Here is a 24,909-nt window from a genome sequence, read left to right as displayed (position 1 = left end):
CGCGGGGAATAACTTTCAAAAAATCCGCACAAACAGGATACTTAAAAACAGTTGTATGCACAGGTCTTTATTCTTTTCCATTATGCGTTCCGCGACACGCTGCATCCCGGCAGCAGGCTTCCGATGTTGCCGCTGATCCGAACCATAAGACATTCCCTTTTTTTAATCTTTTTCTCTACAAAATTAGTAGACTAATAAATTCTATTGTATAATGCGCTTTCAAATTACTCCATTCAAACTCATGCTTACAGGAAGCTTTATTTTTTCTTCCTTTTCCCTGAACGCCCAGTTAGCAGGCCGGGTGATCAATGAACAAAACGAAGGGATCCCCCACGCCAGCGTCCGGGTAAGGGGTAAAGATAACGGCACCACAGCAGACTCGGCAGGTGTTTTCACCTTAACGGATATACCTAAAATACCCTTTACCATTACAGTGTCCTCGGTAAACTATGATCCGAAAAATATCGTCGTACGGCATACCCGGGACTCGCTCATTGTAAAACTGGTACAAACCTATCACCTGGACACCATCGTTGTTACATCGCGCAGAAGAAATGAGCTGCTTCAGGAAGTTCCCATTGCCATTTCGGTGATCGGCGGAAAAAAGATGGCCGAAGCAGGCGCCTTCAATGTAAACCGGATCAAGGAAATGATCCCTTCCCTGCAATTGTACACCTCCAACCCCCGGAACACCGGCGTGAACATAAGAGGAATCGGCTCCCCCTTCGGGCTCACCAACGACGGGCTGGACCCCGGCGTGGGCTACTATATCGACGGAGTCTATTATGCCCGGCCGGCGGCCGCTGTGCTGGATTTTATTGATGTAGAGCGTATCGAAGTGCTGCGCGGTCCGCAGGGAACATTGTTCGGGAAAAACACCACGGCCGGCGCCATCAACATCATCTCCAGAAAGCCGGACTTCCGTCCGGGAGGAACATTGGAAACCAGCTTTGGAAATTTCGGATACATCCAGGCAAAGGCTTCCATCACCGGCCCCATTACCCGGCGCCTGGCCGGAAGACTGTCCTTCTCAGGTACCCAGCGCAACGGGCTGGTCTATAACGAACGCATCCAGCAGCACGTGAATGATATCAATAACCTGGGTCTGCGGGGGCAACTGCTTTATCATGTGTCCGACAATACATCCATCTTCTTCAGCGGCGATCTGTCCTCACAAAAGCCGGTAGGGTATGCCCAGGTGATCGCGGGTGTTGTAAAAACAGAACGCCCCGCTTACCGGCAGTTTGATGCCATTATCGCCGACCTCAAGTACCAGCTGCCCTCCGCCAATGCTTTTGACCGGGTGATCGATCATGACACGCCCTGGAAATCGAACAATGAGCTGGGCGGTGCATCATTGAACATCGACAGCAAAATCGGACCGGGAACCCTGACATCCACCACTGCCTGGCGTTACTGGAAATGGGACCCTTCCAACGACCGCGATTTTACCGGACTGCAGGCGCTTTCCAAATCGCAGAACCCCTCCAGGCATAAAAATTTTTCCCAGGAGCTCCGGTATGCCGGAACCATCAATAACCGGCTGAGCGGCGTCGTAGGCCTGTTCTTTATTGACCAGGACGTTTCCACCCACGGAACCGAAGAATCCGGTAAGGATCAGTGGCGCTTCTCACAAAACACCACCAGCGACCTATGGAAAACACCGGGGCTCCTGGACGGATACGGGATCAGGACCGAGTCTTCGATCCAATCCCTAAGCGCGGCCGCGTTTGCCAATGTGGACTGGGAGTTTATGGACCATTTCCATTTTCTGCCGGGCATCCGGTTGAACTATGATGAGAAAAAAGCCGTTTACGATCGAAAAACATACGGCGGACTGCAAACAGATGATGCGTCCCTGATCGCCCTGAAGAACGCAGTATATGGCAGTCAGTTTTATGAATCCAGCGCAGCAGAGCGGAATTTTACCTACCAGCTTACCCTGGCATACAAACCCTCCAAACGTCTCAACACCTTTGCCACCTACTCCACCAGCTTCAAACCGGTAGGCGTGAACATCGCGGGCATCCCCACGGTTGAGGGAAAGCCTGCAACCAGCCTGGCGGTGATCCGGCCGGAATATACGCGGCACGCGGAGCTGGGAGTGAAAGCAAACCCGACCAACGACATCACACTCAACCTCACCCTTCACAACTCAGATATTAAAGACTACCAGACAAATGTTCAAAGCGCGGAGCTGGGTGTGAACCGCGGATACATTGCCAATGCAGACAAGGTGAACGTAAAAGGAGTGGAGTTTGACGGAAGCATCCGCGTGAACCAGCATTTCGGCTTCAGCGGATCCCTGGCTTATACCGATGGCCAGTACGTAAAATTTACCAATGCCCCCCTTCCGCTGGAAGAAACCGGTCATACCGAGAATGGCGTTCAGGTGGCATTCAAGGATATCTCCAACAGCCCGCTGCCCGGCATTTCCAAATGGGCCGGCTCCCTGGGTGGTGAATACAGCGCACCCGCTGCTCCTTTTGGAAAACCGGGACAGTTCTTCGTGGCCCTCGATGGCTTTTACCGCTCCTCATTTTCTTCCAGCCCTTCACCATCGAGGTACCTGAATATCGATGGATACACATTAGCAAACGGGCGGATCGGCTACCGGGTGCAAAAGGGATTAACGGCTTATTTATGGGCCCGCAATATTTTTGATAAGAACTACTACGAGCAGTTGCTGGCAGCGGGCGGGAATGCCGGTCACTACGCCGCCGTAATGGGCGACCAACGGACCTATGGCATTACGCTGAGCTTCACGTTCAACGGCAGGAACTGATCGCATATCCCCTGCAAAAAGACGCATTCATACAGAGCAATCAAAAATGCCCTGCTGTTTTCACAGCGGGGTTTTTGTTGCTAAAAAATTTATACCGGTCGGTTAAACTTCGCAATGATGGATCCGTCTAAGACAAAATAATAACTTTTACCTCCAAGAGGTGTATTTTTGACAATTATCGCTTTTGACACAATTGACAATGAAAAAACTAATGTTTGTTTGCGGGGCTTTATGGCTTTGTCTGAACGCCAGTGCCCAGGCAAAAACATTGTACGTCGATCCCAGTAAAACAGTTGGGGCGCCGGCCTCAAGGATCTTTGATGAGATCCGGTTCATTCCGCTGGAGACCACAAAAAAGAGCCTGTTTGGGGCTATCCGGCAGCTCGTCGTTACCGATTCGCTGTTCATCGTTCTCGACGGGGATACCGATGCACTTTATTTTTTTAATAAAAGAGGTAAATTCCTGCAGAAATACCGGATCAAACGGTACCGGATCCGCGACATCCAGCTGGACCGTACCAAAAACGCTTTGCTCATCTTCAGCCTTAATAAGAACTACAATATCCCATCGGTGAAAGTACAGGAATACCTGGAGCCCGAATCACAAACGGATATTTCAAAGTACGCAAAAGCCACCTGGTTTTACCTGGACAATGTGAAAGCCGCCAGGACCGAAGACCTGAAAAACTTCCGGTATGCCTTTACCAATCCCGTCCGTTTTGATAAAAATAAATTTGCGGCCAGCTTTATAAAGGCGAAAAGAACCAGCAGGGACACCCTCGATTATCAATTAAAGATCATCGATAATGCGAACGTTCTGCAAAACTATTTTCCCTATAATAAGAAGACGGAGTCCGTCTATTATTTTTCAGGTGCATCCCAGTGCAGCATCATGCCCACGCAGAACGACTCGGTATTGCTGGTTACCCGTCCTTTTCAGTACGAGATCTATACCCTCACTCCTTCAGCTATCACCGAAAGCTACAAGCTGATCCTGCCAATGGAGAACGCGGTGCCTGCTTCCTTTTTTAACACCGGCTTCTCCAGTCGCGGCGAAATGGACATGTACAAAATGGAGCATGCCAAATATGCTGAAAAGATCCAGAATGTGATCCGGTTCAAGAATCTGATGTTCTTTGATCTGAACCTGTTCAGGGGATATAACCGGTATCTATTCGATAATAAAACCAACCTGATCTACGACTACAACAAGATATCTTCCGACAGCAGCAGCTATTTTTTGCCGGTTTCCGGTGTCATAAAAAGCTTTGATGAAGAACATATTTATCTTTCTATCTCCGCAAAAAGCATGTTTAATGCAAAAAAATCGTCTGAATACAGAGATCCTCAATATGATGAGGTATTGACGCGATTTTTCGAAACCCGGAAAGAAACAGATAATCCCGTATTGATCCAGTTAAAACCAAAAGAAGACTTAGTGACAAAATGAAGCAACGTTTCCTGATCCTTTTGCTGCTCCTGCCCATTTTGTCATTTGCCCAGACCAATGGCAGTATCAAAGGGCTCGTTTCCGACTCGGTGCACGACTATGGTCTGCAGGCAGCAACCGTAACGGTTTATAAAAAAGCCGATTCTGTCCTGGTCAATTACCAGGTAACCAATAACCAGGGCGAGTTTAACATTGGCGAACTTCCTTTTCGCACACCGCTCCTGCTTTCCATTACCTATTCCGGTTACAATGATTTTTCCAAAGAGATCTACCTGGACTCTTTAAAAAAGGACTTCGACCTCAAAAAGATCCTGCTTTCAAGAGATACTTCCCGCCAGATGGAGGAAGTGATCGTAAAATCCGTGGTCCCGGTGCGCATGAACGGCGATACGCTGGAGATCAATCCGGACGCCTTTAAGCTGGACTCCTCTGCCGTGGTAGAGGACATGCTGCTGCGCGTGCCGGGTGTTACCATGTGGAGCGACGGTACCATTACGGTAAACGGCAAAAAGATCAGCAATGTATTTGTGGATGGCAAACCTTTTTTTGGCGGCAACCCCGAGATCGCCACCCAGAACCTGCCCAAAACAGCCATCGAAAAAATACAGGTATACCAGGAAAAAGACTACAGCAAAGAGGAGATCACCAATACGGAAATGGACTCTACCTTTACCATGAACATCAAAATGAAGCCTGAAAAAAGAAAAGGCTATTTTGGTAAAATAGGTGCCGGCCTGGGTACGGATCACCGGTATGAAGGCGACCTTACCATGCAGGCATATAACAAAAAAACAAAGGTTGCCATTGCCGGGAACATCAACAATACGAATAAGTCCATTCAAAATGTAAAGGAAGCCATCGAGAACAATACCTTCCGTTCCTATAACCGCCGGAATTTTGGTGCGCCAAATGCCAATGCCAACGGGCTCAACACCGTCCATTACTTTGGTGCCTACTTTCACCACAATTTTGATGAAAGTACCAACTCCCGTTTCGACAATTCCATCAACGGTGAATACAATTTAAGAGACTCCCGGAACAACCAGACCACCAACAGTACTTCCGTTCAGAACCTTACCGATTACTCATTAACCAATATCAGCAACCGGCTCAATACCAGCAGTTCGCTGAACCAGTCGGTAGATGCCGGTTATCAGAACCGGAAAAGAGCGACCTCCTTTGCGTTAAACACTTCCTATAACTGGGCCAACGGCAATTCAACAGCGGAAGGAAATACGACGGCATTCCGGAATGATACCCTGCTGGCCAGCCGGCGCAGCAATGTGACCGCAGCCTCCTCCCATTCCGATAATTTTAATTTCAACGGATATTTCAACAACAATGATTATGATGAAGGCATCAACAAAAAAAGCTTTTCTACCAACTATGCCGTAAGTTACCGGAACAGTGAAAGCAACAGCGATCAGGTCAGCCGGTTCGAATCATTGCTGGACAGTATCTATACGGAGAATACAGACCGGAAATACCACAATGAGAACTCAAATTTTACCACCAATATCGGGTTGAACTATAACGGGCTGCGCTCTCTTTTATTCGGGAACTACAATTTCTGGAACATCAATATCGGCCTGCGCAACAATTTCCGGTACAATAAATCGGATCTGAATGCCAATGTACTGGAGCTGGATACCCTTACAAGCACATACAAGATTAACGAAGCGCTTACCAATATCAATTCGGTGATCAATGTTGAAAACCGTCCGGGTATCAGTCTCTTCAAGACGATCACAAAGGTTCTTTCCGACCGGTATTACAAAAGCATTTCTATACGCACCAACCTGCAGAACCAGTTTCTTTACCAAAGAAACACTTCTACCCTGAGTTACCGGAACCTGGAGCGGTCCTTTCATTTCTTTACACCATCTTCATCGGTTTACTACAACTACAACCGGTACAATAAATACAACTTCAATATCGGCCTTTCCCACAACAGCTCCGCCACCGCGCCGACCATTGACCAGCTGTACCCGATCGTTGATAACATCAACCGGTACAACATCGTGGTGGGGAACCCAGATCTGAAATCGCCGCTGAGCAACAACTTTAGTTTCAACACGAGCTTCAACAGCCAGCGGTTCAATGAAAAGAACACCTATACTGCCAGTCTGAACCTGGGATACAGCACGTTTAAAAACGGTATTTCCGACAGCAGCATCTATGGCAATAACGGTGCGCGTACCTCGTACCTCATCAATATCGACAACCGGCGTTCCTTCACCGGAGGCATCAATACCAGTGCGTCCTTCCGTATGAACAACCGGAACATGCTGCAGGTAAGGTACAGCGCCAGCATCAACGGGTCCCGCTCGCCACAGTACATCAAGACGCCCCAGGATGCAGCGGCGGTGCTGATCGCTTCCAAAAACCGGAACCAGAATCACTCCCTGAGTCTTTTTTACAGTCTGACGGAGGTCTTTAATGTTTCTTTGGGAGAAACGATCTCTTCCAGTGGCAGTGAACAGATCGGCACCTCCAAAACTCCCCTGAAGGCAAAGACCTACGGAACAAGGGTTAATTTCAATTTGATGGTACCCAAAAACTTTCAGCTAAGCAGCAATATCAATTACCTGAACAACGTGTCCGCAAACAACGCGTCCATAAAAGCAACGATCTGGAATGCCTATGCCACCTGGCGCTTTATGAAAATGAAGCAGGCCGAGATCAAGCTATCAATATTTGACATCCTCCGGGAGAACCAGAACATTGATAACTTTGCAAACAACAACACCACAGGTACTACCATCACCAATGGGATCCAGCAGTTCTATATGGTTTCCCTCTCTTACTTCCCAAGAAGATTTGGTGGCCGTTCCGGAAGATCGGGCCGCTCGGGATCAAGGCGCTCCGAAGCAGGAGAGCAACGCCAGCAACGCCCGCAGCAACAGTTCCGGCAACAAAACAACACACAAAGAAGATCCGGAAGAAATTAACGACCATTACCGTATTTGGCGATCAGGACCCGGACAGGTATGCGCATTCCCAAAGGCAGGAAGCGCACGCCGGCCGCCGACACCTGATAACTTATAGGATTCTGTTAACATTCTGCTCTTTAATTTTATTGGATAACTGAATCATATGAGAAGTCAACTGTGTTGTCGCCGGAACATTCCGGGTATGTTTTCCCAAACCGGCATCCGGATAGGTTCCGTTCAAAAACGTTGCCGGGATATCAAAGCAGAACGGAGCGGACAACGGACCGAAGCGTTCCTGCGGGATCCCGAGCCGCAATCTTTCTTACGGCATTCATGAAAGAACCGCCTGCATTCAAGTGGTGCAAACGATTGCGCCAAACTTCTGAACAAATTAACCGTTGACTGTTTAAATTTGAAAACCTAAATTAAAACGTTTGAAACACTGTTTATTGCCATTCTTACTAATTTGCCTATGCCACCCGGCCAACGCACAGCCCGGCAAAATATATCTGAATCCCAAATCGCCGGCTACTGAAAACCAATCCCGCTTTGTGGACAGTGTCCGGTTTGTAGTACTGGAACCCCAGGAAGGGGTCACCATCGGGCAATGGGATAACCTGGAAATAACCCGGTCCTATTTTCTGGTAAATCAATACTCAAATAAATGCGTATTTCTTTACAACAAACAGGGTGGTTTCGTAAAAAAGATCAGCTATAAAAAGCTGGGCGACGATTTTTATCCGGGATATGATAAAAAAACGGAAACGCTTCGTTTCTATGGTGCCAATAAGAATTATACGCTTACCCCCAAGGATGAAATCAAAATTGAGCTGGATTTTAACAACCCCCGGAACCAGAAATACTACAAAAAATACACGGTTGACCTGACTGACCCGGATCTTGAAATAAAAAAAAGCACGCCTACCGAATATGATGTCAACAACATCATTTACCTGAACAACGACTATTATTACCGTTCAAAAGCAGTGGCCAGTAAGCTGTATAAGGACAGTGCCGGCTATGAGCTGAAAATATATAAGAACAACAAACTGGTAAAACAATACTTTCCCTACAACCAGATCAACGAGCCCAAGTACCTGTATGACCAGGGCTATATCGCAGCACGTGCGTCACAGGATCCGGAGACGATGTTTATTACAAGACCCTATTGCGATACCATTTATAAAATAACCGGGGATAGCTTATACCCGGCTTTTCAGATCGTAATGCCATTGGAAAATGCATTACCTGCCAGCTTTTTTACCAACCCGTTTAAAAACAAGGCCGAATGGGACAATTTCCGTCAGAACAATAACTGGATGTACCGCCAGGTATACCAATTTGAAGAAACACCCGCATACTTCTATTTTTCTGTAGGGTTCCTGTATAATTATGGAATATACATCTATGACAAAAAAAGACAAATAGCCTATCAGAACTCAAAAATAAAGGCCGACAGCACTACCTTTCATATAAACGTTCTATCGGGCAACAACATCGTTCGCAAAGACGGGTTCTTTTATAGACTCCTGACCCCGGATGCGATCCGCGAATCCTTTAAACCGGTTGCCGGGAAACCGGCTCCTGAGGCCATCGAAGCAATTGCCAATAAAAAATCAAATGCAGCGGTAATTGCTGTCTTCACAATGAAAAACTAACGCATGAGATCCATCCTTTTCGCCGTTTTCCTGCTGCTTGCCAGTACTGTTACCTATGGCCAAACCGGCAAGCTGACCGGGCTGGTCACCGATTCTGTAAGCAATACACCATTAGAATCCGCCACGGTAACCATTTTCCGGAAAGACTCCGGCATGGTAACCTACAAGCTTACTGATAAAAACGGAAACTATGTATTAGAGAACTTACCCACTGCAGACTCATTGCTGCTCGACATCAGTTACGTCGGATACCGGAGCCACCGGCAAACATTACGCATCACGCGCTCAAAGACCGATACAGCAAACGCAGCCCTGTCCATCGGCTTTGATGAAAAAGACAATGTCACCGTCACGGCTGTGATACCGGTAAAAATGAACGGCGATACCCTGGAAATAAACCCCGCGGCATTTAAGATGAAACCGGACGCGGTTGCAGAAGAGCTGCTCACTCAGGTACCCGGCGTGGTGGTCTGGTCCGATGGTTCCATTACCGTAAACGGGCGGCTTGTAAAGAACCTGCTGGTTGATGGAAAACAGTTTATGGGTTCCTCCGATCCCAAAATCGCTACCCAAAACCTGCCAAAGACCGCCATTGATAAAATTCAGCTGTACCAGGAATACGACCGGTCCAAGATCGGGCAGCAGCAGAAAACAGCACAGGACTCGGTCCTCACCATGAATATCAAATTAAAAGAGGAGAGCAAAAAAGGTTACTTTGGCAAAATAACGGCGGGCTACGGCACAGACGACCGTTATGAAGGAAATCTTTCCTACCAGATATATGATAAGAAAAGGAGCCTGGGTATCGGAGGAGGGATCAATAACATCAACAAAAATATCGGCAACCTGCAGGAGCTTTTTCAGAACAACACCTACAGGACCTACAATCCCAACCTGGATTACGTCGGGCAATTTGGCTCCAATGGGTTAAACCGCAACCATTCGATCGGCGCCGTATATACACAGGATTTTAACAAGGTCAGCAATTCAAGACAAAACAACCGTATCACTCTCAACTACAACAAATCAGGAACAGAAGCCTTTATTACTAATTTAAATTTACAAAACCGTACCGCCCTGGATAACCCCCAGTTTATAAAAGACGAAGGCATCCAAAACAGCACGGGGAACAAACATGTGTTTGGGGTAGACTATGCAAAAACAAGCAGCTACAATGATAACCTCCAGATCAACGGCAACGTGGAGCTGAACCAGGATCAACGCAATTCCAAACAATTTACAGAAGTAAAAGATAGCCTGGGGCAGCTGCAGAGTACCAACGATGTCCATTCGGTTTCCTCGCGAAGATCCGACGCGGAGTCCCTGAGTTTCCGCTATGGCAAATCCGATTGGCAGGATCCGATCCGGAACATCAATATTTCCCTGAGCGGCAGCAACAACAGCTCCGCATCTGAAAGGGATGTTACCAGCGTTTTCCACTCGTTCACAGAGGCCGGTAAAGATACCAGCTACAACCGCCACTACAAAGACGATAACAGCAGGATGAATATAACCGGAACGATTGATTACGGCGGTTTTAAACGGCTATTGCTCGGCCGGTACAATCTTTTTGGCATTGACCTGAAGCTATCCCAGTGGTTCAGCTATAATAAGGAAACCAACCAATCCCATGTTTCAGATTTTGACAGTACGATACAACAGCTTGTCATGAACAACCGGCTGACCAATTCCAATACCAAAGAGCTATTGGAATATTCCCCTTTCCTTTCGGCAACCAAAAGCTTTTTTAAATGGAGCGACCAGTTATCCCGGTCGATCAACTTCCATGCAATTATTTTTGATGACCTGAAAGCAGAAAAAAACAGCTCTTCCATAGCAGAAAGGAATCTCAACCGGTCGTTCCAGTTCCTGAGATATGAAGGCAGTGTTAATTACAGCTATTCAAAACGCAGAAAGTACCGGCTTTATACCAACCTGAACTATAAGAAGAATTTTGAATTTGCCTCCATCGACCAGCTCTATACGATCACCGACGACATCAATGCCTATACCATCAGATACGGAAACCCCTATCTCAAAAACAGGATCAATCACATGCTCTCGCTCTATGGCAATTTCAGCACCGAAAATGAAAAATCGCTCTATTCCGTCAACGGGTCGCTCAATGGCAATTACCGGAAGACCCTGGATCCGATAACCGATAGTATCATTAACGACAATTCCGGGAAACGGTTCTATTATTACACGAACGCAGATAAAAGCTTTAATACCAACCTCAACTATAATTTTAATATCGCCCGGAAGCTGGGAAAAAGCAATCTGCAGCTGATGTATAACGGATCGCAGAACTATTCGGTTTTGCCCAACTATATTGACGGGCTGTATACAAACAGCCGTAACAATTCCATAAACAATAATTTTACCCTGCAATTTTCACTGCGTTCGTTGCTCGTATTGAATATGGGAGAATCTTTTCAAAACTACCGGTCAAAGCAAACTGCCAGTGGCCTTTCTTCCTTTAAAAATACCAGTACTACCACAAGATTGGGTGCCACGCTCAACTTTCCGGCCTCTTTCACATTCAGCAGTACATTTAATATAACCAACAGCACGGGTGTGGATAAGAAGATGCTTTTGTGGAATGCTTTTGCCACTTACCGCTTTATGAAGCAACAGGCCGAGGTGAAGCTTTCGGCAATGGATATTTTAAAACAATATCAAAACATCAGCAACAGTGCCAACTTTGATGGTACCACTACGCGCATCACCAACGGACTGCAACAGTATTTCCTGCTTACGTTCTCGTATTACCCCCGTAAGTTTGGCAAGACCACATTAAAACAAAAGGCAACCGAGCGGGTCTGGTAAGTAGGATGCACATTTTTATTCTTCAGGAAGCGTGTGAAGACATGCACCACAACTGGTGTATCCGTTGGCATCCCTGCCCGGTGAACAGCCCTTTGAAAACAAACCGGCCTCCTCGAATCAGAAAACCGGGATGACAGGCAGGTTAGTTCCTGAAAAGTTGACGCAACTTTGTATTAAATGGAAAACAGTATCTATATTTGATCCGTTTATTTATATCAGACAATGGCCTGCTTATTCAGAACGGCGTTCCTTTTCTCTTTGATCATCTTTTCTATCCCGGTTTCCGCACAAACCCGGCACCAGGTTGTTATTATCTCTGAAAACGATGGGTACATTTCTGTAAATAACGACGGCTATTATACCAACGGGTTAAAGGTTTCTTACCAATGGAGGCGTACTCCTGCGAATGAAAAACGCCGGGAAAAAGTAAATACATTCCAAGTCGGCCAGCTTATTTACACAGCACAGTTTGCAGGTGAGGCAAGGCTCGACCGGCCCATCACCGGTTATCTTTATGGCGATTTTCACCAGTCGCTGTTTAATAAAAAGCAAGACCTGCTGAAATGGGGCGTCGGCTTCGGCATGATCGGTCCTCCGGCCCTGGGTAAGGAAATGCAGGAGCGCGTGCACCAGGTCATGCAGATCTATAAGCCCAAGAACTGGGATAAACAGCTGCGTGCCGATTGGGGGCTCATTGCGGACGCCTCCTGGTCGCCCCAGCTTAAAAAAGACCGGAATGCCGCGCTGCTGGATGTGAAGCCCCTGCTTTCTGTAACAGCAGGAAATTTTTTTACCCATGCTACCCTTGGCTCGGCCTTCCTGCTGGGCCGGTCCAACCTCAACAATGCCACAGCATTCTGGGACAATCACAAAGGCAGCACCCGGGCCAACCGGGAATATTTTATTTACGTTTTTCCGGCCGTATCATTTAAGGCCTATGATGCCACAGTACAGGGAGGCATGTTCAAAGAAGGACAAGAAGCAATTGAAGGCCGGCTGAATCCCGTTTTTTTTCATACCCGGATGGGTGCTATGTATGCCGGCAATAAACTTTCCTTTGGAGCAGCCGCCATTTATGAAAGTAAGCAATCGTTCACCCAGGCTTCTTCACAATGGTATGGCAGTCTGCAGGTAGGATTTATGTGGTAAATTCTAAATATCAAATTCCGGAGCCTGGGTTTATTCCTGTTTTGCCAGTTTTTCTGAGTTTTCGGCAAATTGCAACTGATCGATAAATTCCTGGATCTCCCCGTTCATAAAAGCATCCAGGTTATAAGACGTAAGGTTAATGCGATGATCCGTAACCCGGCCCTGGGGATAGTTATAGGTGCGGATCTTTGCACTCCGGTCGCCGGAGCTTACCAGGCTCTTCCGGTGGCGGGAAATTTCTTCCTCCTGCTTGCGCACCTGCTCTTCATATAATTTGGTACGCAGCATCTGCATGGCTTTTTCGCGGTTACCCAGCTGGGTACGTTCCGTCTGGCAGATCACCACGGTACCCGTGGGAATATGGGTCAGCATCACTTTTGTTTCCACTTTGTTCACATTCTGTCCGCCGGCGCCGCCACTTCGTGCCGTTTCCATTTTTACCTCGCTCTCCTTCAGTTCAAAGTCGATCTCTTCTGCTTCCGGCATCACGGCAACCGTCGCTGCAGAGGTATGTACCCGCCCCTGCGTCTCCGTATCCGGCACCCGCTGCACCCGGTGCACCCCGCTTTCAAACTTCATCGTGCCATATACATCATCTCCCGTAACCTCCAGCTGTACCTCTTTGTACCCGCCCACAGTTCCTTCACTTTCACTGAGCACCGCTGTTTTAAACCCATGCCGCTCACAGTATTTTATATACATCCGCAGCAGGTCGCCGGCAAAAAGACTGGCCTCATCCCCGCCGGTACCGGCGCGTATTTCCATGATCACATCCTTCCCATCCTGCGGGTCCTTGGGGATCAGCAGCTGGCGGATATGTGCTTCCATCTGTTCCTTACGTTCTTCCAGGCCGGTGACCTCCTCTTTTGCCAACTCCCGCAGTTCCTCATCATCGCCATTCAATGCCTCCTTATTAAACTCCAGATCATCCAGCAGGTTCTTATATGCACCATAAGCCGTAACGATCTTTTCCAGACTCCGGTATTCTTTACTGGTTGCCGCAAACTTCTTATTGTTTCCCACAATCTCCGGGTTTGTAAGTGCGATACCCAGTTGGTCATATTTTGCCTTTATGGCTTCCAGTTTATCTAACATCAAAAAAAATATTTTGGATCAACAGGGCGCAAAGGTAACCAATTTGAAAATTTAGGAATGTGGAAATGTGAAAATCGGACGCCAGGCATGCAATCCGGCCCCAACGCTGAGTTTTAAACGTGAAACGCTATACCGCAAACGGATATTGGGATTTGATATTTGAAGTTTGTTATTTCCCCCCTATAAAATTGGGACGGGTATTATCTTTGAAGCATGTATAAAAAGATAAAACCGGAACAGCTATTTGACGGTTACCGCATGTTTGAGGAAAAAGTACTGATTTTGGCTGATGACGGAACCATTGGGGACGTTGTGGATGCGGCAGACGCCGGAGAGGATCTAAGACCAGTCAGCGGTATCCTGAGCCCCGGGTTCATCAATTGCCACTGCCACCTGGAGCTGAGTCATATGAAAGGGATCATCGGGGAGCACACAGGTCTCTTAAAATTTGTAAACCAGATCGTTAGTAAACGATACGCCAACCCTGAAACCATTCCTCCCGCCATTAAGCAGGCAGAAGCGGAAATGATAAAAAATGGCATTGTGGCCGTTGGGGATATTTGCAATACCACCGATACCCTTTTTCAGAAGAACAAAGGGCATCTTTATTACCACAATTTTGTAGAAGTGATCGGCTTTGAGCCGGCATTGGCCCAGCAGCACTTTGATGCCTATAAAGCCGTTTATGACGATTATTGCCGCTCTTTTGATGCCCGGCAGGTATCGCTGACACCCCATGCCCCCTACTCGGTAGCTACACCCCTGTGGCAATTGCTGGACGCATTTACAGGCAGCCGGCTGCTGAGCATCCACAACCAGGAAACGCCGGAAGAAGACGAATGGTTTTTCAACGGCACCGGGGGGCTCAAAGCATTGTATGAGCGCCTCGGGTTAAACGAGGCTCCGGTGCCCGCCGGCGGCAAAGCCAGTATACAGACCTATGGCGCGTACCTGACACAGCAGCAACAGCTGCTTCTCATCCACAACGTATTTACCACGACCGAAGATATCCGGTATGTACACGGCCGTTTTCCGGATGCTTTTTGGTGTCTTTGTCCCAACGCCAATCACTATATCAGCAACCGGTTGCCTAACATACCCATGATGCGGGAGGAGCAGGCACAACTGGTGCTGGGTACGGACAGCCTGGCATCTAACTACGGATTGAGCATCTGGGAAGAGATCCGGCGGATCCAAAAACACTACCCGGAGATACCGGTTGCAGAAATGCTTTCCTGGGCAACGATCAATGGGGCAAAAGCGTTGCAGATCAGCGACCGCTACGGCAGCTTTGAAAAAGGGAAAAAGCCCGGAGTGATCCAGATCGTCCGCAACACGGTCAACCGGCTCTATTGATACCCCAAACAAAGGCAAGTTTTCTACCGTATATTCCCGATCGAATTCTTTGCCGTTTCATGCCTGGTTTTAAGACGGATGACCCGCACGGTAACGGTCTTCCGGCCCAGTAAAACGGTTGCATATCCTTCGGCAGTTACCGGATTTGTCAGCCTTGAAGACAGGTCCGTTTCATAAATGCCGTCGCCATCCAGATCGGCCATTGCCGCCCATTCGCTGCGGTTGCTGCGTACCGTATTATTGTTTTGGGTGCGAATCCCGTTTTGCTGCAGATCGTTTGCTGCATATGAGCGCTGCGTATGATTACTCCGGGATGCATTTTGATTGAATGCTTTGGTTTGCTGTCCCCATGCGGTAGCCATAAAAAGCAATGCGGCTGCCAGGCTTGCTGTTTTTTTGATATTCTGTGCCATGACTTTTTTTTTACTGGTAAAAGAATTTACCTTCAGATCAGCACATGCGTTCTTTTGTTACCCCTGCCGAAGAAGCATAAATTTCCCGCCGGAATTTGGCAGGAGGGCACCCATCTCCCACTAAATGCACCTGTGGTGTTGTTCATCCCTTTTAACTCAAAATTGCCCGGAGCACAGGGAGGGTACGCAGCCGGCCAAAATCCGGCAGGTGGAGTGAATAATAGATTTCCAGCAGATCCAGCACCTCATTCCTTCTTTGGGAGGAGCTCCGGATATTCGCCAGCTCGATGGGAAGCCGGGCCTGCAACAATTCCATGATCAGCAATGTGGCTTCCCTGCCGGCGTAGGAATGGTGATCCGGTGGTGTTTCTTTAAACTCCCCGCTCTGGAGGTCCAGCAAAAGCCCGGTAGACTGCCTCAGTTTTGCAGGAGGCATTCCCGGGGAAAAGCCCAGGATACTACACAGATGAACCGCAAAAAAAGCGGGGAAATTAGCCGTTACAGCGGTATCCGCCGTATCCAGGGCACGCAGGCTGTCTTCCACGAAGCCAAAAAGATCTTCATTGGATTCCGGTTGCCGGAGGGTTTTGTGCAGCAGCTCGATCATAAAAAGCGCCACCCCATTTTTGATCACATCGCTGAAAAGATGCTGGTAAATGCAGGAAAATTTAAATTCCCGTACCCGGTTCAGGGTTCTTAATTCATTGTGATACACCACCATATCCAAAAGAGCGGCCGGTTGAAAAAAAACCGCCTTGTTGCCGCTTCTTTTGCCTCCGGAACGGACACCGCTTACCAGGTAGGACTGCAGACCAAGCTTATCGGTATAAACGGTCACGATGACGCTGGTTTCGCCGTATTTTGACGTTTTGAGAACGATCCCCTTCGTTTTATGTAGGATATCTGCCACTTTCCCCCTCTGTTGATCACGGTGCAAGGTAGGTTTTTTGCAAATAACGGCCATTTACCGTTCAATGGTTAGTTTTGCAACACATGAGATATGATCAACAGCGCGTTATCTTTTTAAAACCTGTCCACACCCGGTCCCTGTTTGATAAATGGCATCCTGTGAACGCCCTGTTTTTTGTTTCTTTGCAACTCAATTTTTTAAAGTATATCTAAATTTATGTGGAAGCAATCCGGCCGTTTTATTCTTCAATACCGATTTGTTTTATTGATCCTGCTGGCAGTCCTTACTGCGCTTTCCGGGTTATGGGCCAGCAAGGTAGGATTGAGCTACGAGTTTTCAAAGGCGATCCCGACCAATCATCCGGTGAATATTGCTTACCAGGAGTTCAAGAAAAAATATGGTGAGGACGGGAACCTGCTGGTAGTCGGCATTCAGACGGAACAGTTGTTTTCCGAAAAAATATTCAATCCCTATCTCCGGCTTCAGGCCGGCTTAAAAAAAATCCCCGGGGTTGAAGACGTGATCAGTGTGCCCACAGCGGTCAACCTGGTAAAAGATGCCGCCACCGAAAAACTGACCGTAAAAAAAATATTTCCCGAAGGCCCGTTGAACCAGGCACAGATCGATACCAGCGCTGCTGTTTTCAGACGCCTGCCCTTTTACCAGGGGTTGTTATACAATCCGGAAACCCACGCCTACCTGATGGGACTGCGGATGAACAAACAGGTGATCAACTCCGCCAAACGGGATGCGGCCATTGCTGCCGTAAAAGAGCAAACGGCGGCATTTTCAAAAGCCACCGGCACCGGGATCCGGCTGAGCGGGCTTCCTTATATCCGCACTGTGCTGGCAGCGCGCATCGCGCACGAGATGCGGTATTTCCTGATAGCTTCCATTGTATTGTCGGCCATCATCCTCCTGCTGTTCTTCCGTTCTTTCAGCGCCATGTTGCTTTCCTTATCGGTGGTCATTATCGGCGTGCTGTTCAGCATGGGCACCATGCATTTAATGGGCTACAGCATTACCCTTTTAACGGCGCTGATCCCTCCGCTGATCGTTGTGATCGGTATTCCCAACTGTATTTATTTCCTCAACAAATTTCATACAAGCTGGAATGAGCTTACAGACGGGCTTACGGCAGCGGAAATAAAGGCCGGTCAAACGGAACTGAAAAAAAAGGCGATCGAGAACATGGTAAGCAAAATGGGAGTGGTAACCCTGTTCTGCAACCTGGCTGCGGCCGTGGGCTTTGCCGTATTTGCGCTTACAAAAAGTGAGATCTTGCAGGAGTTTGGCGTAGTGGCCGGCATCAATATCATGCTGCTTTTCTTTATTTCGCTGCTGCTCATTCCCGCAGTGCTGAGCCTGCTTCCGGCGCCAAAATCCAAACACACCCGCTACCTGTTTAACCCCAGGCTCAACCGCTGGCTGGGCCGCCTGGAGCGCTGGTCGATCAATCACCGGAAGCTGGTTTACACCGTAACATTTCTTGTGATCGGCATTACGGCGATCGGTATTTTCAGACTACAGAGCAACGCCCATATGGTAGATGATGTACCGCAAAACGATAAAATATATACCGATCTGAAGTTTTTTGAAAAGAACTTCAAAGGTGTGATGCCCCTGGAGATCATCGTGGACACAAAGAAAAAATTTGGGGTTACCCGGAATTTCAATAACCTGGTCCGGATCGACTCCCTGGTGCAATACCTGGCGTCGAAACCCGAAATTGCCCGCCCCCTGAGCATTACGGAAGGATTGAAGTTTGCCAAACAGGCCTTCTATGAAGGAGATCCGAACAATTATTCCATGCCTTCAGAATTTGACCTTCCGGGCCTTTCCCAATATCTCAATATGGGCCGGGACGCGGGAGGAGCATCCGCTTCTTCGTTTTCAAAGCTGCTCTCCGGGTTTATGGACAGTTCCCGGCAGGAAGCGCGCATCAGTGTGAACATGGCCGATGTAGGGTCGCACCGCCTTCCGGAGCTGATGAGCGATATCCAAAAACGCATCAGCCGGCTGTTCCCACAGAAGGATTACAACGTAAAGCTCACCGGTACTTCCATTACCTTTTTGGAAGGCGGGCGGTTCATCATCAACGGGTTAAAGGAAAGCATTTTCTGGGCATTTCTGTTAATTGCGCTTTGCATGCTGTACCTGTTCCGTTCTTTCCGCATCTTGCTCTGCTCGCTGATCCCCAATATCATCCCGCTGGTGATCACCGCCGGGGTAATGGGCTGGGCCGGGGTTCCGCTAAAACCCAGCACGGTATTGATCTTTAGCGTAGCATTGGGAATCGCCATTGACATTACCATCCGCTTTCTTGTAAACTATAAGCAGGAGCTTCCCCGCTTCCGGAATGAAGTAACCACTACCGTGGTGCAAACCATTCACAGCACCGGCATCAGCATCCTGTACACTTCCATGGTGCTCATTGCCGGGTTCATCATTTTTTGTTTCAGCAATTTCGGTGGTACCCAGGCCTTAGGATGGCTGACTTCCCTTACCCTGATCACAGCCACGTTTACCAACCTGATCCTGCTCCCCGCATTGCTGATCAGTTTTTCAAAGAGAAAGACAGCAGCAACAGATAAGACTGCCAAGGCCGAGCCATCTGTTTAACAGGCCGGCCCGGATGCCAACAGGCAACCGGCCAAAAAATTTTTTTGGCCGCCACGGCGGCAAGTCTCACAATAGGGGGTATCCATTTTATTAAAATGGGGTTCGTTTAAATGGTTTGCAGCCGTGCCATCAACTCCGGCTTATGGCTCCGCCATGAGATTGTATCAAAAGTCGCTTTATAGCGTGTTGTCATTCTGAGTTTTCAATTTGCGTTGCAGAATCAATGAAGCAATGACAAATCTGCTTTGGGTCATTCTGAAGATGTCATCCCGGACTTGTTCCGGGATCTATTCTTGCTTCAGGATCTGCCTAAATCATACATAGATGCCGAAACAATCCCGATAGCATCGCATATGCGTCAAGTTAAAAGGAGGTCTATTGCCTTGCAATGTAGCAGGAATATGCCTTTGGCGCCAAAAAGATCTGCTTTTTGACAGCAAAAGGCGCAGCGCGCCGCAAATCATTGTAACAGGAACGCTCAGGAACCTGCTGTTAGCCGCAACGTTTTGGAAGACGGTTTCTATTGCCGGTGCGCTGCACCTCCCCATTCATTCCTGTGTTCGTTGCTAATAAGCGCAACGCTTTAAAAAAGAAAAAAGCCGTCCCTTTACGAGACGGCTTCCTTTATGAATTATTTGCTTGTTTATTTCTTCACCGGCGTTTTTGCACCACCTGCTGCGGGGGCAGGGGCAGCGCCCGGAGCATTTGCCGGTTTGATACCCAGTTTTTCAGCAATGGCCATTGTCAGGTCATCACTGGGCGGTATCAACAGGAAAGCATCCGGCTGCAATACATATGTGTATCCTTTTTCTTTTGCAACCGCGTTCAGAGCATCCTGCGCTTTCTTCACCAGGGGACCAAAAAGTTCGCTTTGCTTAACCTGGTTTCTCCGGCCGGCATATTCCTGCCAACCTTGCAGGGTCCGCTGCAATGTAGATACGTCTTTTTCCAATGTGGCTTTAACAGAAGGAGAAGTTGTCTTTTTCATTGCGCTGTCCTTCTCTACAAACTCTTTATAGAGCTGCTCATACTCGCTGCCAATGGAGTCCTGATAAAACTGCTGCAATTGCTGTTGTTTTCCCTGGAACTCAGGTAAGTTAGCAATAATGGCATCTAAATTTGCAGTACCGATCTTTTGCGCGGAAACAACAGGGCCGGAAGCGATGATCACACCCAATGTGAGGGCAAGAATTTTTATACGTTTCATTTAATTTTTTTTGCGTGTCCGCTCCCCTCTGGCGGGCCCGGACGGGTTTTTAAGTTTATTATTATTCTATGAATGAATTGTTTCAGAAGTGTGACGGATTGCTTATTTTACCGAAAGTAATTTCAATACTTCATCACTTTTGTCCAATTTCGGGTCGGCAAATATAATGGATTTCCCCTCACTTTTATCCAAAACCAGGTCATATCCCTTTTCGATCACCAGCTTTTGAACCGCCCGGTTCACCTTCTCCTGCAGGGGGCTCATCAGTTCCTGCCGTTTCTTGAACAGATCTCCTTCAAAACCAAAGCGTTTTTTCTGGAGGTCTCTTAATTCGCGCTCTTTCTGGAACAGATCGTCTTCTTTTTTCCTGCGGGCGTCTGCGCTTAACATCGTCTGTTGGGAATCATATTCGTCATAAGCTTTATCCAGTGCCTCCTGCTTCAGGTCGATCTCTCTTTGCCAGGTGGAGGCGGTATTGTTGATGGATGCCTGTACCTGTTTGTACTCGGGCATCTTGTCGAATATATACCGGGTATCAATAATGATGTATTTCTGAGCCAGCGCAGCAGATGCCGAAAAAAGAAGCCCAAGAGCCAACACAACTAATTGTTTCATATACAAATCGGTTTTACTATTCTTATAGATGCAAAATGTTGCAAAAAGGTTTACTCCGGTTCAAACCCAAGCATAAAGGTGAACTTGCCGGCATTCTTCAGCCCCTGGCCCGGTACGAGACGGTCGATACCGATACCGTAGTCAAACCCGAGCAATCCGAACATGGGCAGGTAAAAACGCATCCCCAATCCCACACTGCGCCGCAGCTTAAAGGGATTGTAGTCTTTATAATCGTGCCAACCATTTGCAGCCTCAAAAAAGGCCAGTCCATAAATAGTGCTTCCCGGGTTGGTAACCAGCGGGTAACGCAGTTCTGCCTGGTATTTGTTAAAAATAATGAACATATTGCGGGTATCGCCCCCGCTTCCGTTATCCGGGTTCACTGTAGGATCGGAGCTTGTATAGATCGGGTAACCCCGTTGGGCAATGATGTCAAAACCGGTTAAGGAATAGGTATTGCTCATTCCGGCATCCCCCAGCTGGAACCGCTCAAAGGGCGAGTAGTTCAGATCTTTGTTGTACTTGCCCATAAATCCGTATTTAGCAGCCAGCTTCAGCACAAACTGCCGGTTCTTGTCTTCACCCTTCGGACGGCCGAGTGGCACATACCATTGTGCACCAAAACGCCATTTGTGGTACTCTACGTTCTTATACTGGTTGCCCTCATCCACAACAGAAGATTTAAACGCCGAGTAAGGCGGTGTAGCCTGCACACTGGCGGTCAGCTCGCTTCCGCTTCTCGGGAATATAGGATCTGATACGGAGGACCGGCTTAAGCTTAGCTTAAAGCTCAGGTTATTGGAAACCCCGTCATCAAAAGGAAGCCCGTACTGATAGCCCATTTTCTTCACCTTATACCGTGTATAGGCAACGGTATAACCGATGGTAAAATAGTCATCCGGCCATTTCAGCACTTTACCCAGTCCCACGCTGATGCCGTTAACTGTAAGGGACGTATCTTTTGAGAACCGGTATCCACCGCTCCTGTAAGGATCGTAGAAGGAGGCGTTGTACTTGGTATTGTTGTAACCCAGCGTTAACGAGGTCCTTTTCTTTCCGCCCAGCCAGGGTTCGGTAAAGGAGAAGTTATAGGACCGGTATACCCGGCCGTTTGATTGAACCCGCAGGCTCAGCTTTTGACCATCGCCCACCGGCAACGGATCCCAGGCTTCTTTTTTCCAGATGTTCTTAATGGAGAAATTATTAAAGGTAACTCCCAGCGTTCCGGTAAGACCGATACCGCCGCCCCATCCGGCAGAAAGCTCCAGCTGGTCGGAGGACTTCTCTTTCAGCTTCCAGTTGATGTCTACCGTACCATCTGCCTGGTTCGGCACCGGCTGCGGATTAATGGATTCCTGTTCAAAATAATTGAGTGTATTCAGTTCCCTAATGGAGCGCATCAGGTCCGTACGGCTGAAGAGTTCTCCCGGTACCGTCCGGAGCTCCCGGCGGATCACATGATCTTTTGTGCGCTCATTTCCCATGATCACCACATTCTTGATCCGGGCGATCGGCCCTTCCATGATCCGGATCTCATGATCAATGGTATCATTGTAAATCCGTGTTTCAACCGGGGTTACATTAAAAAACAGGTATCCATCATCATTATAAAGGGTGGTGATATCATATACATCCTGGCTGGGCTCCAGTCCCAGTTTCTTGTTCAGTATCGAAGCATCATACACATCCCCTTTATGGATCCCCAGTATGCTGTTTAGAACGGTGTCAGAAAATTTGGAGTTCCCCTTCCAGGTTACGTCTCCAAAATAATACTTATGCCCCTCGTTCACTTTCAGATCCACATACATACGGTTATTCCGGATCACCTGTGTATCGGCCATGATCTGGGCATCGCGGTAACCCTTTGAGTTAAAGTATTTGATGACCTTCTCTTTATCTTCTGCGTATTTTTTGTTATTGAACTTTGAGGAGCTGAAGAATTTAAACCGGAAATAGGGGTCCAGCACCTTCAGTGTTTTGCTTCCGGTAAGAAAGCCCCATTCGTCCATATACTCATTAAAGCTGTATACCTGTCGGGGGCCGTAAGGGCTTACGTATTTAGAGGAGTAGAGCGACATCCGGGTCATTTCCTTGGTACCCTTCATTTGTTTTTTCAGCTTCAGGGCATCCATGCTCTTATTGCCAAAAAAGTTCACCTCGTCGATCTTAACCTTTTTGCCCTTATTGATCTTGATGGTAAGAAAGGTTGAATTGGGGTAAACGGGGTCTTTTGACTCATCCAGGTTGGTAACCACATCATAGTACCCCTTATCCTCAAAATAGGTTTTTACTACCTGGTGAATGTTCTGCCGGATGCCTTCCGAAAGAATCCGTTGTTTCACCAGTCCTATTTTCTTGGTCAACTCCTCGATTTCCGTCTTTTTAACCCCCTCAAATTTAAAATTTCCGAGGCGGGGCCGTTCCGCAACTGCTATTTCCACACTTACTTTTTCATTATCTACGTGGGTAACATACACTTTCACATCGGCAAAAAGCTGCTGTTCCCATAGCTTATGAATGGCACGCGAGAAAATATCAGAGCCCGGGTAGGTAAATTTCTGCCCTTTCTGGATGCCGGAAACAGACAATACGATGGAAGAGTCGAGATTAGCGGCCCCCTTTATCGTTATATCCGCGATCACATATTCCCGGTACGTGCTCGATTGCAGGAACTCCTGCAGCCGGGGATCAACAGAGGTCACCGGGGTGGTGTCTACCTGGGCATAGGCATGATGTACCGCAAAAGAGAATATGGATAAAATACAAACTTTGTATATAAAAAAACGCATATAAGGGTTAATGTATTACGGTAATCAATTTTATTTTGCAAAGCAGGAGCCCTTAATTTCCTTCATCTGCTACCACCCGCCGCTGCCGTTCCGCCGGGAAAGGCAGGCAGATAACAGTCCGGTCCCTAACCACTTCATTCCCATTGCGGCGGCAAATTAACGGTAAAATTTGGAAACTGTATGTTAAAAAGCGTCAGTATTTGCCGTACCGGAACGTTTTTAGCAAACAAACAGGAAGATATTATGTTAATTGCGCCGATGTTTTCCCGAATCTTCTCTCCCGGTTCTGATAGTCGATAATGGCCTCATAAAGATTGTTTTTCCGGAAGTCGGGCCAGCGAACATCGGTAAAATAGAGCTCCGCATACGCCAGCTGATACAGCAAAAAGTTGCTGATCCGGTATTCGCCACTGGTGCGGATCATGAGCTCGGGGTCCGGGAACCCACTGGTACAAAGGTATTTTTGAACCGTTTCCTGGCTGATCGCCTCCACTTCCAGCCTTCCGTCCTGTACTTCACGGGCAATTTTTTTTACCGCATTCAGCAATTCCCAGCGCCCGCTGTAGCTAAGCGCCATGATCAGGTTAAGACCGGTATTCGCAGCGGTCATCTCCAGGGCCTCATTGAGCTCTGCCCGGGCATAATCCGGCAGCATGCTCATATCGCCGATCACGTGCAGGCGTATCTTATTCCGGTGCAGTACTTCCGCCTCCTTGCGAATGGTAGAGACCAGCAATTCCATTAGCCCCACCACTTCATCCTCCGGCCGGTCCCAGTTCTCCGTGCTAAAGGCGTACAAAGTAAGATACCCGATCCCCAGCTCTGCGGCTCCCTCCACAATATCCCGTACACTCTCTACCCCGTGATAATGGCCAAAAAGGCGATCCTGGCCCTGTTCCTGCGCCCAGCGTCCATTGCCATCCATAATAATGGCAATATGTCCTGGCAGGCGATCCTTGTCAATTTTTTGTAACAGTTCTGACATACCGGGTGCAAAGTAAATTTAAAATGTAGAATAATAGATCAATGTAGAAGTTAAAAGCGAAAGCTTTTTTATTCCCCGGCAACGGGTACCCCGGAAATTCAGAGCAAAAACGC

General features: G+C 47.9%; 15 protein-coding genes. 8 read left to right on the top strand and 7 right to left on the bottom strand.

From position 1 onward, the window contains the following. Positions 1-211 precede the first annotated feature (211 nt). From B160_RS0124550 to B160_RS0124520, 6 genes are all read left to right on the top strand, one after another. Positions 212-2,785 (top strand): TonB-dependent receptor, encoded by a 2,574-nt coding sequence (locus tag B160_RS0124550; protein ID WP_040680453.1) that lies wholly within the window; start codon positions 212-214, stop codon positions 2,783-2,785. A gap of 199 nt (positions 2,786-2,984) precedes the next feature. Beyond that, a complete protein-coding gene (locus tag B160_RS0124545; RefSeq protein WP_157558220.1) occupies positions 2,985-4,235 on the top strand; it encodes a 6-bladed beta-propeller in 1,251 nt (416 codons plus the stop codon). Beyond that, positions 4,232-7,186, top strand: a complete 2,955-nt coding sequence (locus B160_RS0124540; protein ID WP_018630609.1) for an outer membrane beta-barrel protein — start codon at positions 4,232-4,234, stop codon at positions 7,184-7,186. Before B160_RS0124545 ends, B160_RS0124540 begins: the two co-directional genes overlap by 4 nt. 431 nt (positions 7,187-7,617) lie before the next feature. Then, the gene (locus tag B160_RS0124530) at positions 7,618-8,826 is read left to right on the top strand and encodes a 6-bladed beta-propeller (protein ID WP_018630607.1); all 1,209 of its coding nucleotides are present in this window, start codon (positions 7,618-7,620) and stop codon (positions 8,824-8,826) included. A gap of 3 nt (positions 8,827-8,829) precedes the next feature. Next, positions 8,830-11,655, top strand: a complete 2,826-nt coding sequence (locus B160_RS0124525) for a TonB-dependent receptor (protein ID WP_018630606.1) — start codon at positions 8,830-8,832, stop codon at positions 11,653-11,655. A gap of 222 nt (positions 11,656-11,877) precedes the next feature. Further along, positions 11,878-12,804 (top strand): lipid A-modifier LpxR family protein, encoded by a 927-nt coding sequence (locus B160_RS0124520; RefSeq protein WP_018630605.1) that lies wholly within the window; start codon positions 11,878-11,880, stop codon positions 12,802-12,804. Between the two features lie 30 nt (positions 12,805-12,834). Here B160_RS0124520 and prfA read toward each other — a convergent pair whose 3' ends face one another. Next, positions 12,835-13,899: a peptide chain release factor 1 gene (gene prfA / locus B160_RS0124515; protein ID WP_018630604.1), complete on the bottom strand. Its 1,065-nt coding sequence runs from the start codon at positions 13,897-13,899 to the stop codon at positions 12,835-12,837. A gap of 213 nt (positions 13,900-14,112) precedes the next feature. Between prfA and B160_RS0124510 the strand changes: the two genes are divergently transcribed. Continuing rightward, on the top strand, positions 14,113-15,255 hold the full coding sequence (locus B160_RS0124510) for an amidohydrolase family protein (protein WP_018630603.1): 1,143 nt from the start codon (positions 14,113-14,115) through the stop codon (positions 15,253-15,255). A gap of 23 nt (positions 15,256-15,278) precedes the next feature. On the opposite strand, the gene B160_RS0124505 is transcribed toward B160_RS0124510, so the two are convergent. Both B160_RS0124505 and recO read right to left on the bottom strand, forming a co-directional pair. Beyond that, entirely contained in the window at positions 15,279-15,668 is a 390-nt protein-coding gene (locus B160_RS0124505; protein WP_018630602.1) for a hypothetical protein, read from the bottom strand. Positions 15,669-15,819: 151 nt separating this feature from the next. Then, a complete protein-coding gene (recO, locus tag B160_RS0124500; RefSeq protein ID WP_026310002.1) occupies positions 15,820-16,578 on the bottom strand; it encodes a DNA repair protein RecO in 759 nt (252 codons plus the stop codon). Between the two features lie 216 nt (positions 16,579-16,794). Here recO and B160_RS0124490 point away from each other — a divergent pair, with 216 nt between their 5' ends. After that, entirely contained in the window at positions 16,795-19,200 is a 2,406-nt protein-coding gene (locus tag B160_RS0124490; RefSeq protein WP_018630599.1) for an efflux RND transporter permease subunit, read from the top strand. Between the two features lie 643 nt (positions 19,201-19,843). Here B160_RS0124490 and B160_RS0124485 read toward each other — a convergent pair. From B160_RS0124485 to B160_RS0124465, 4 genes are all read right to left on the bottom strand, one after another. Next, complete coding sequence (locus B160_RS0124485) at positions 19,844-20,407, bottom strand: OmpH/Skp family outer membrane protein (RefSeq protein WP_018630598.1); 564 nt, start codon at positions 20,405-20,407, stop codon at positions 19,844-19,846. Between the two features lie 102 nt (positions 20,408-20,509). Continuing rightward, on the bottom strand, positions 20,510-21,022 hold the full coding sequence (locus B160_RS0124480) for an OmpH/Skp family outer membrane protein (RefSeq protein ID WP_018630597.1): 513 nt from the start codon (positions 21,020-21,022) through the stop codon (positions 20,510-20,512). A gap of 50 nt (positions 21,023-21,072) precedes the next feature. Then, positions 21,073-23,811, bottom strand: coding sequence for a BamA/OMP85 family outer membrane protein (locus B160_RS30080; protein WP_018630596.1), 2,739 nt, complete (start codon positions 23,809-23,811; stop codon positions 21,073-21,075). A gap of 241 nt (positions 23,812-24,052) precedes the next feature. Next, a complete protein-coding gene (locus tag B160_RS0124465) occupies positions 24,053-24,796 on the bottom strand; it encodes an undecaprenyl pyrophosphate synthase (RefSeq protein ID WP_018630594.1) in 744 nt (247 codons plus the stop codon). Positions 24,797-24,909: the final 113 nt, after the last annotated feature.

This window comes from Niabella aurantiaca DSM 17617 (genome assembly GCF_000374125.1).
GTDB lineage: Bacteria > Bacteroidota > Bacteroidia > Chitinophagales > Chitinophagaceae > Niabella > Niabella aurantiaca.
Note: the sequence above shows the minus strand (reverse complement) of the source record. Positions and strands in the feature narration are given on the sequence as shown.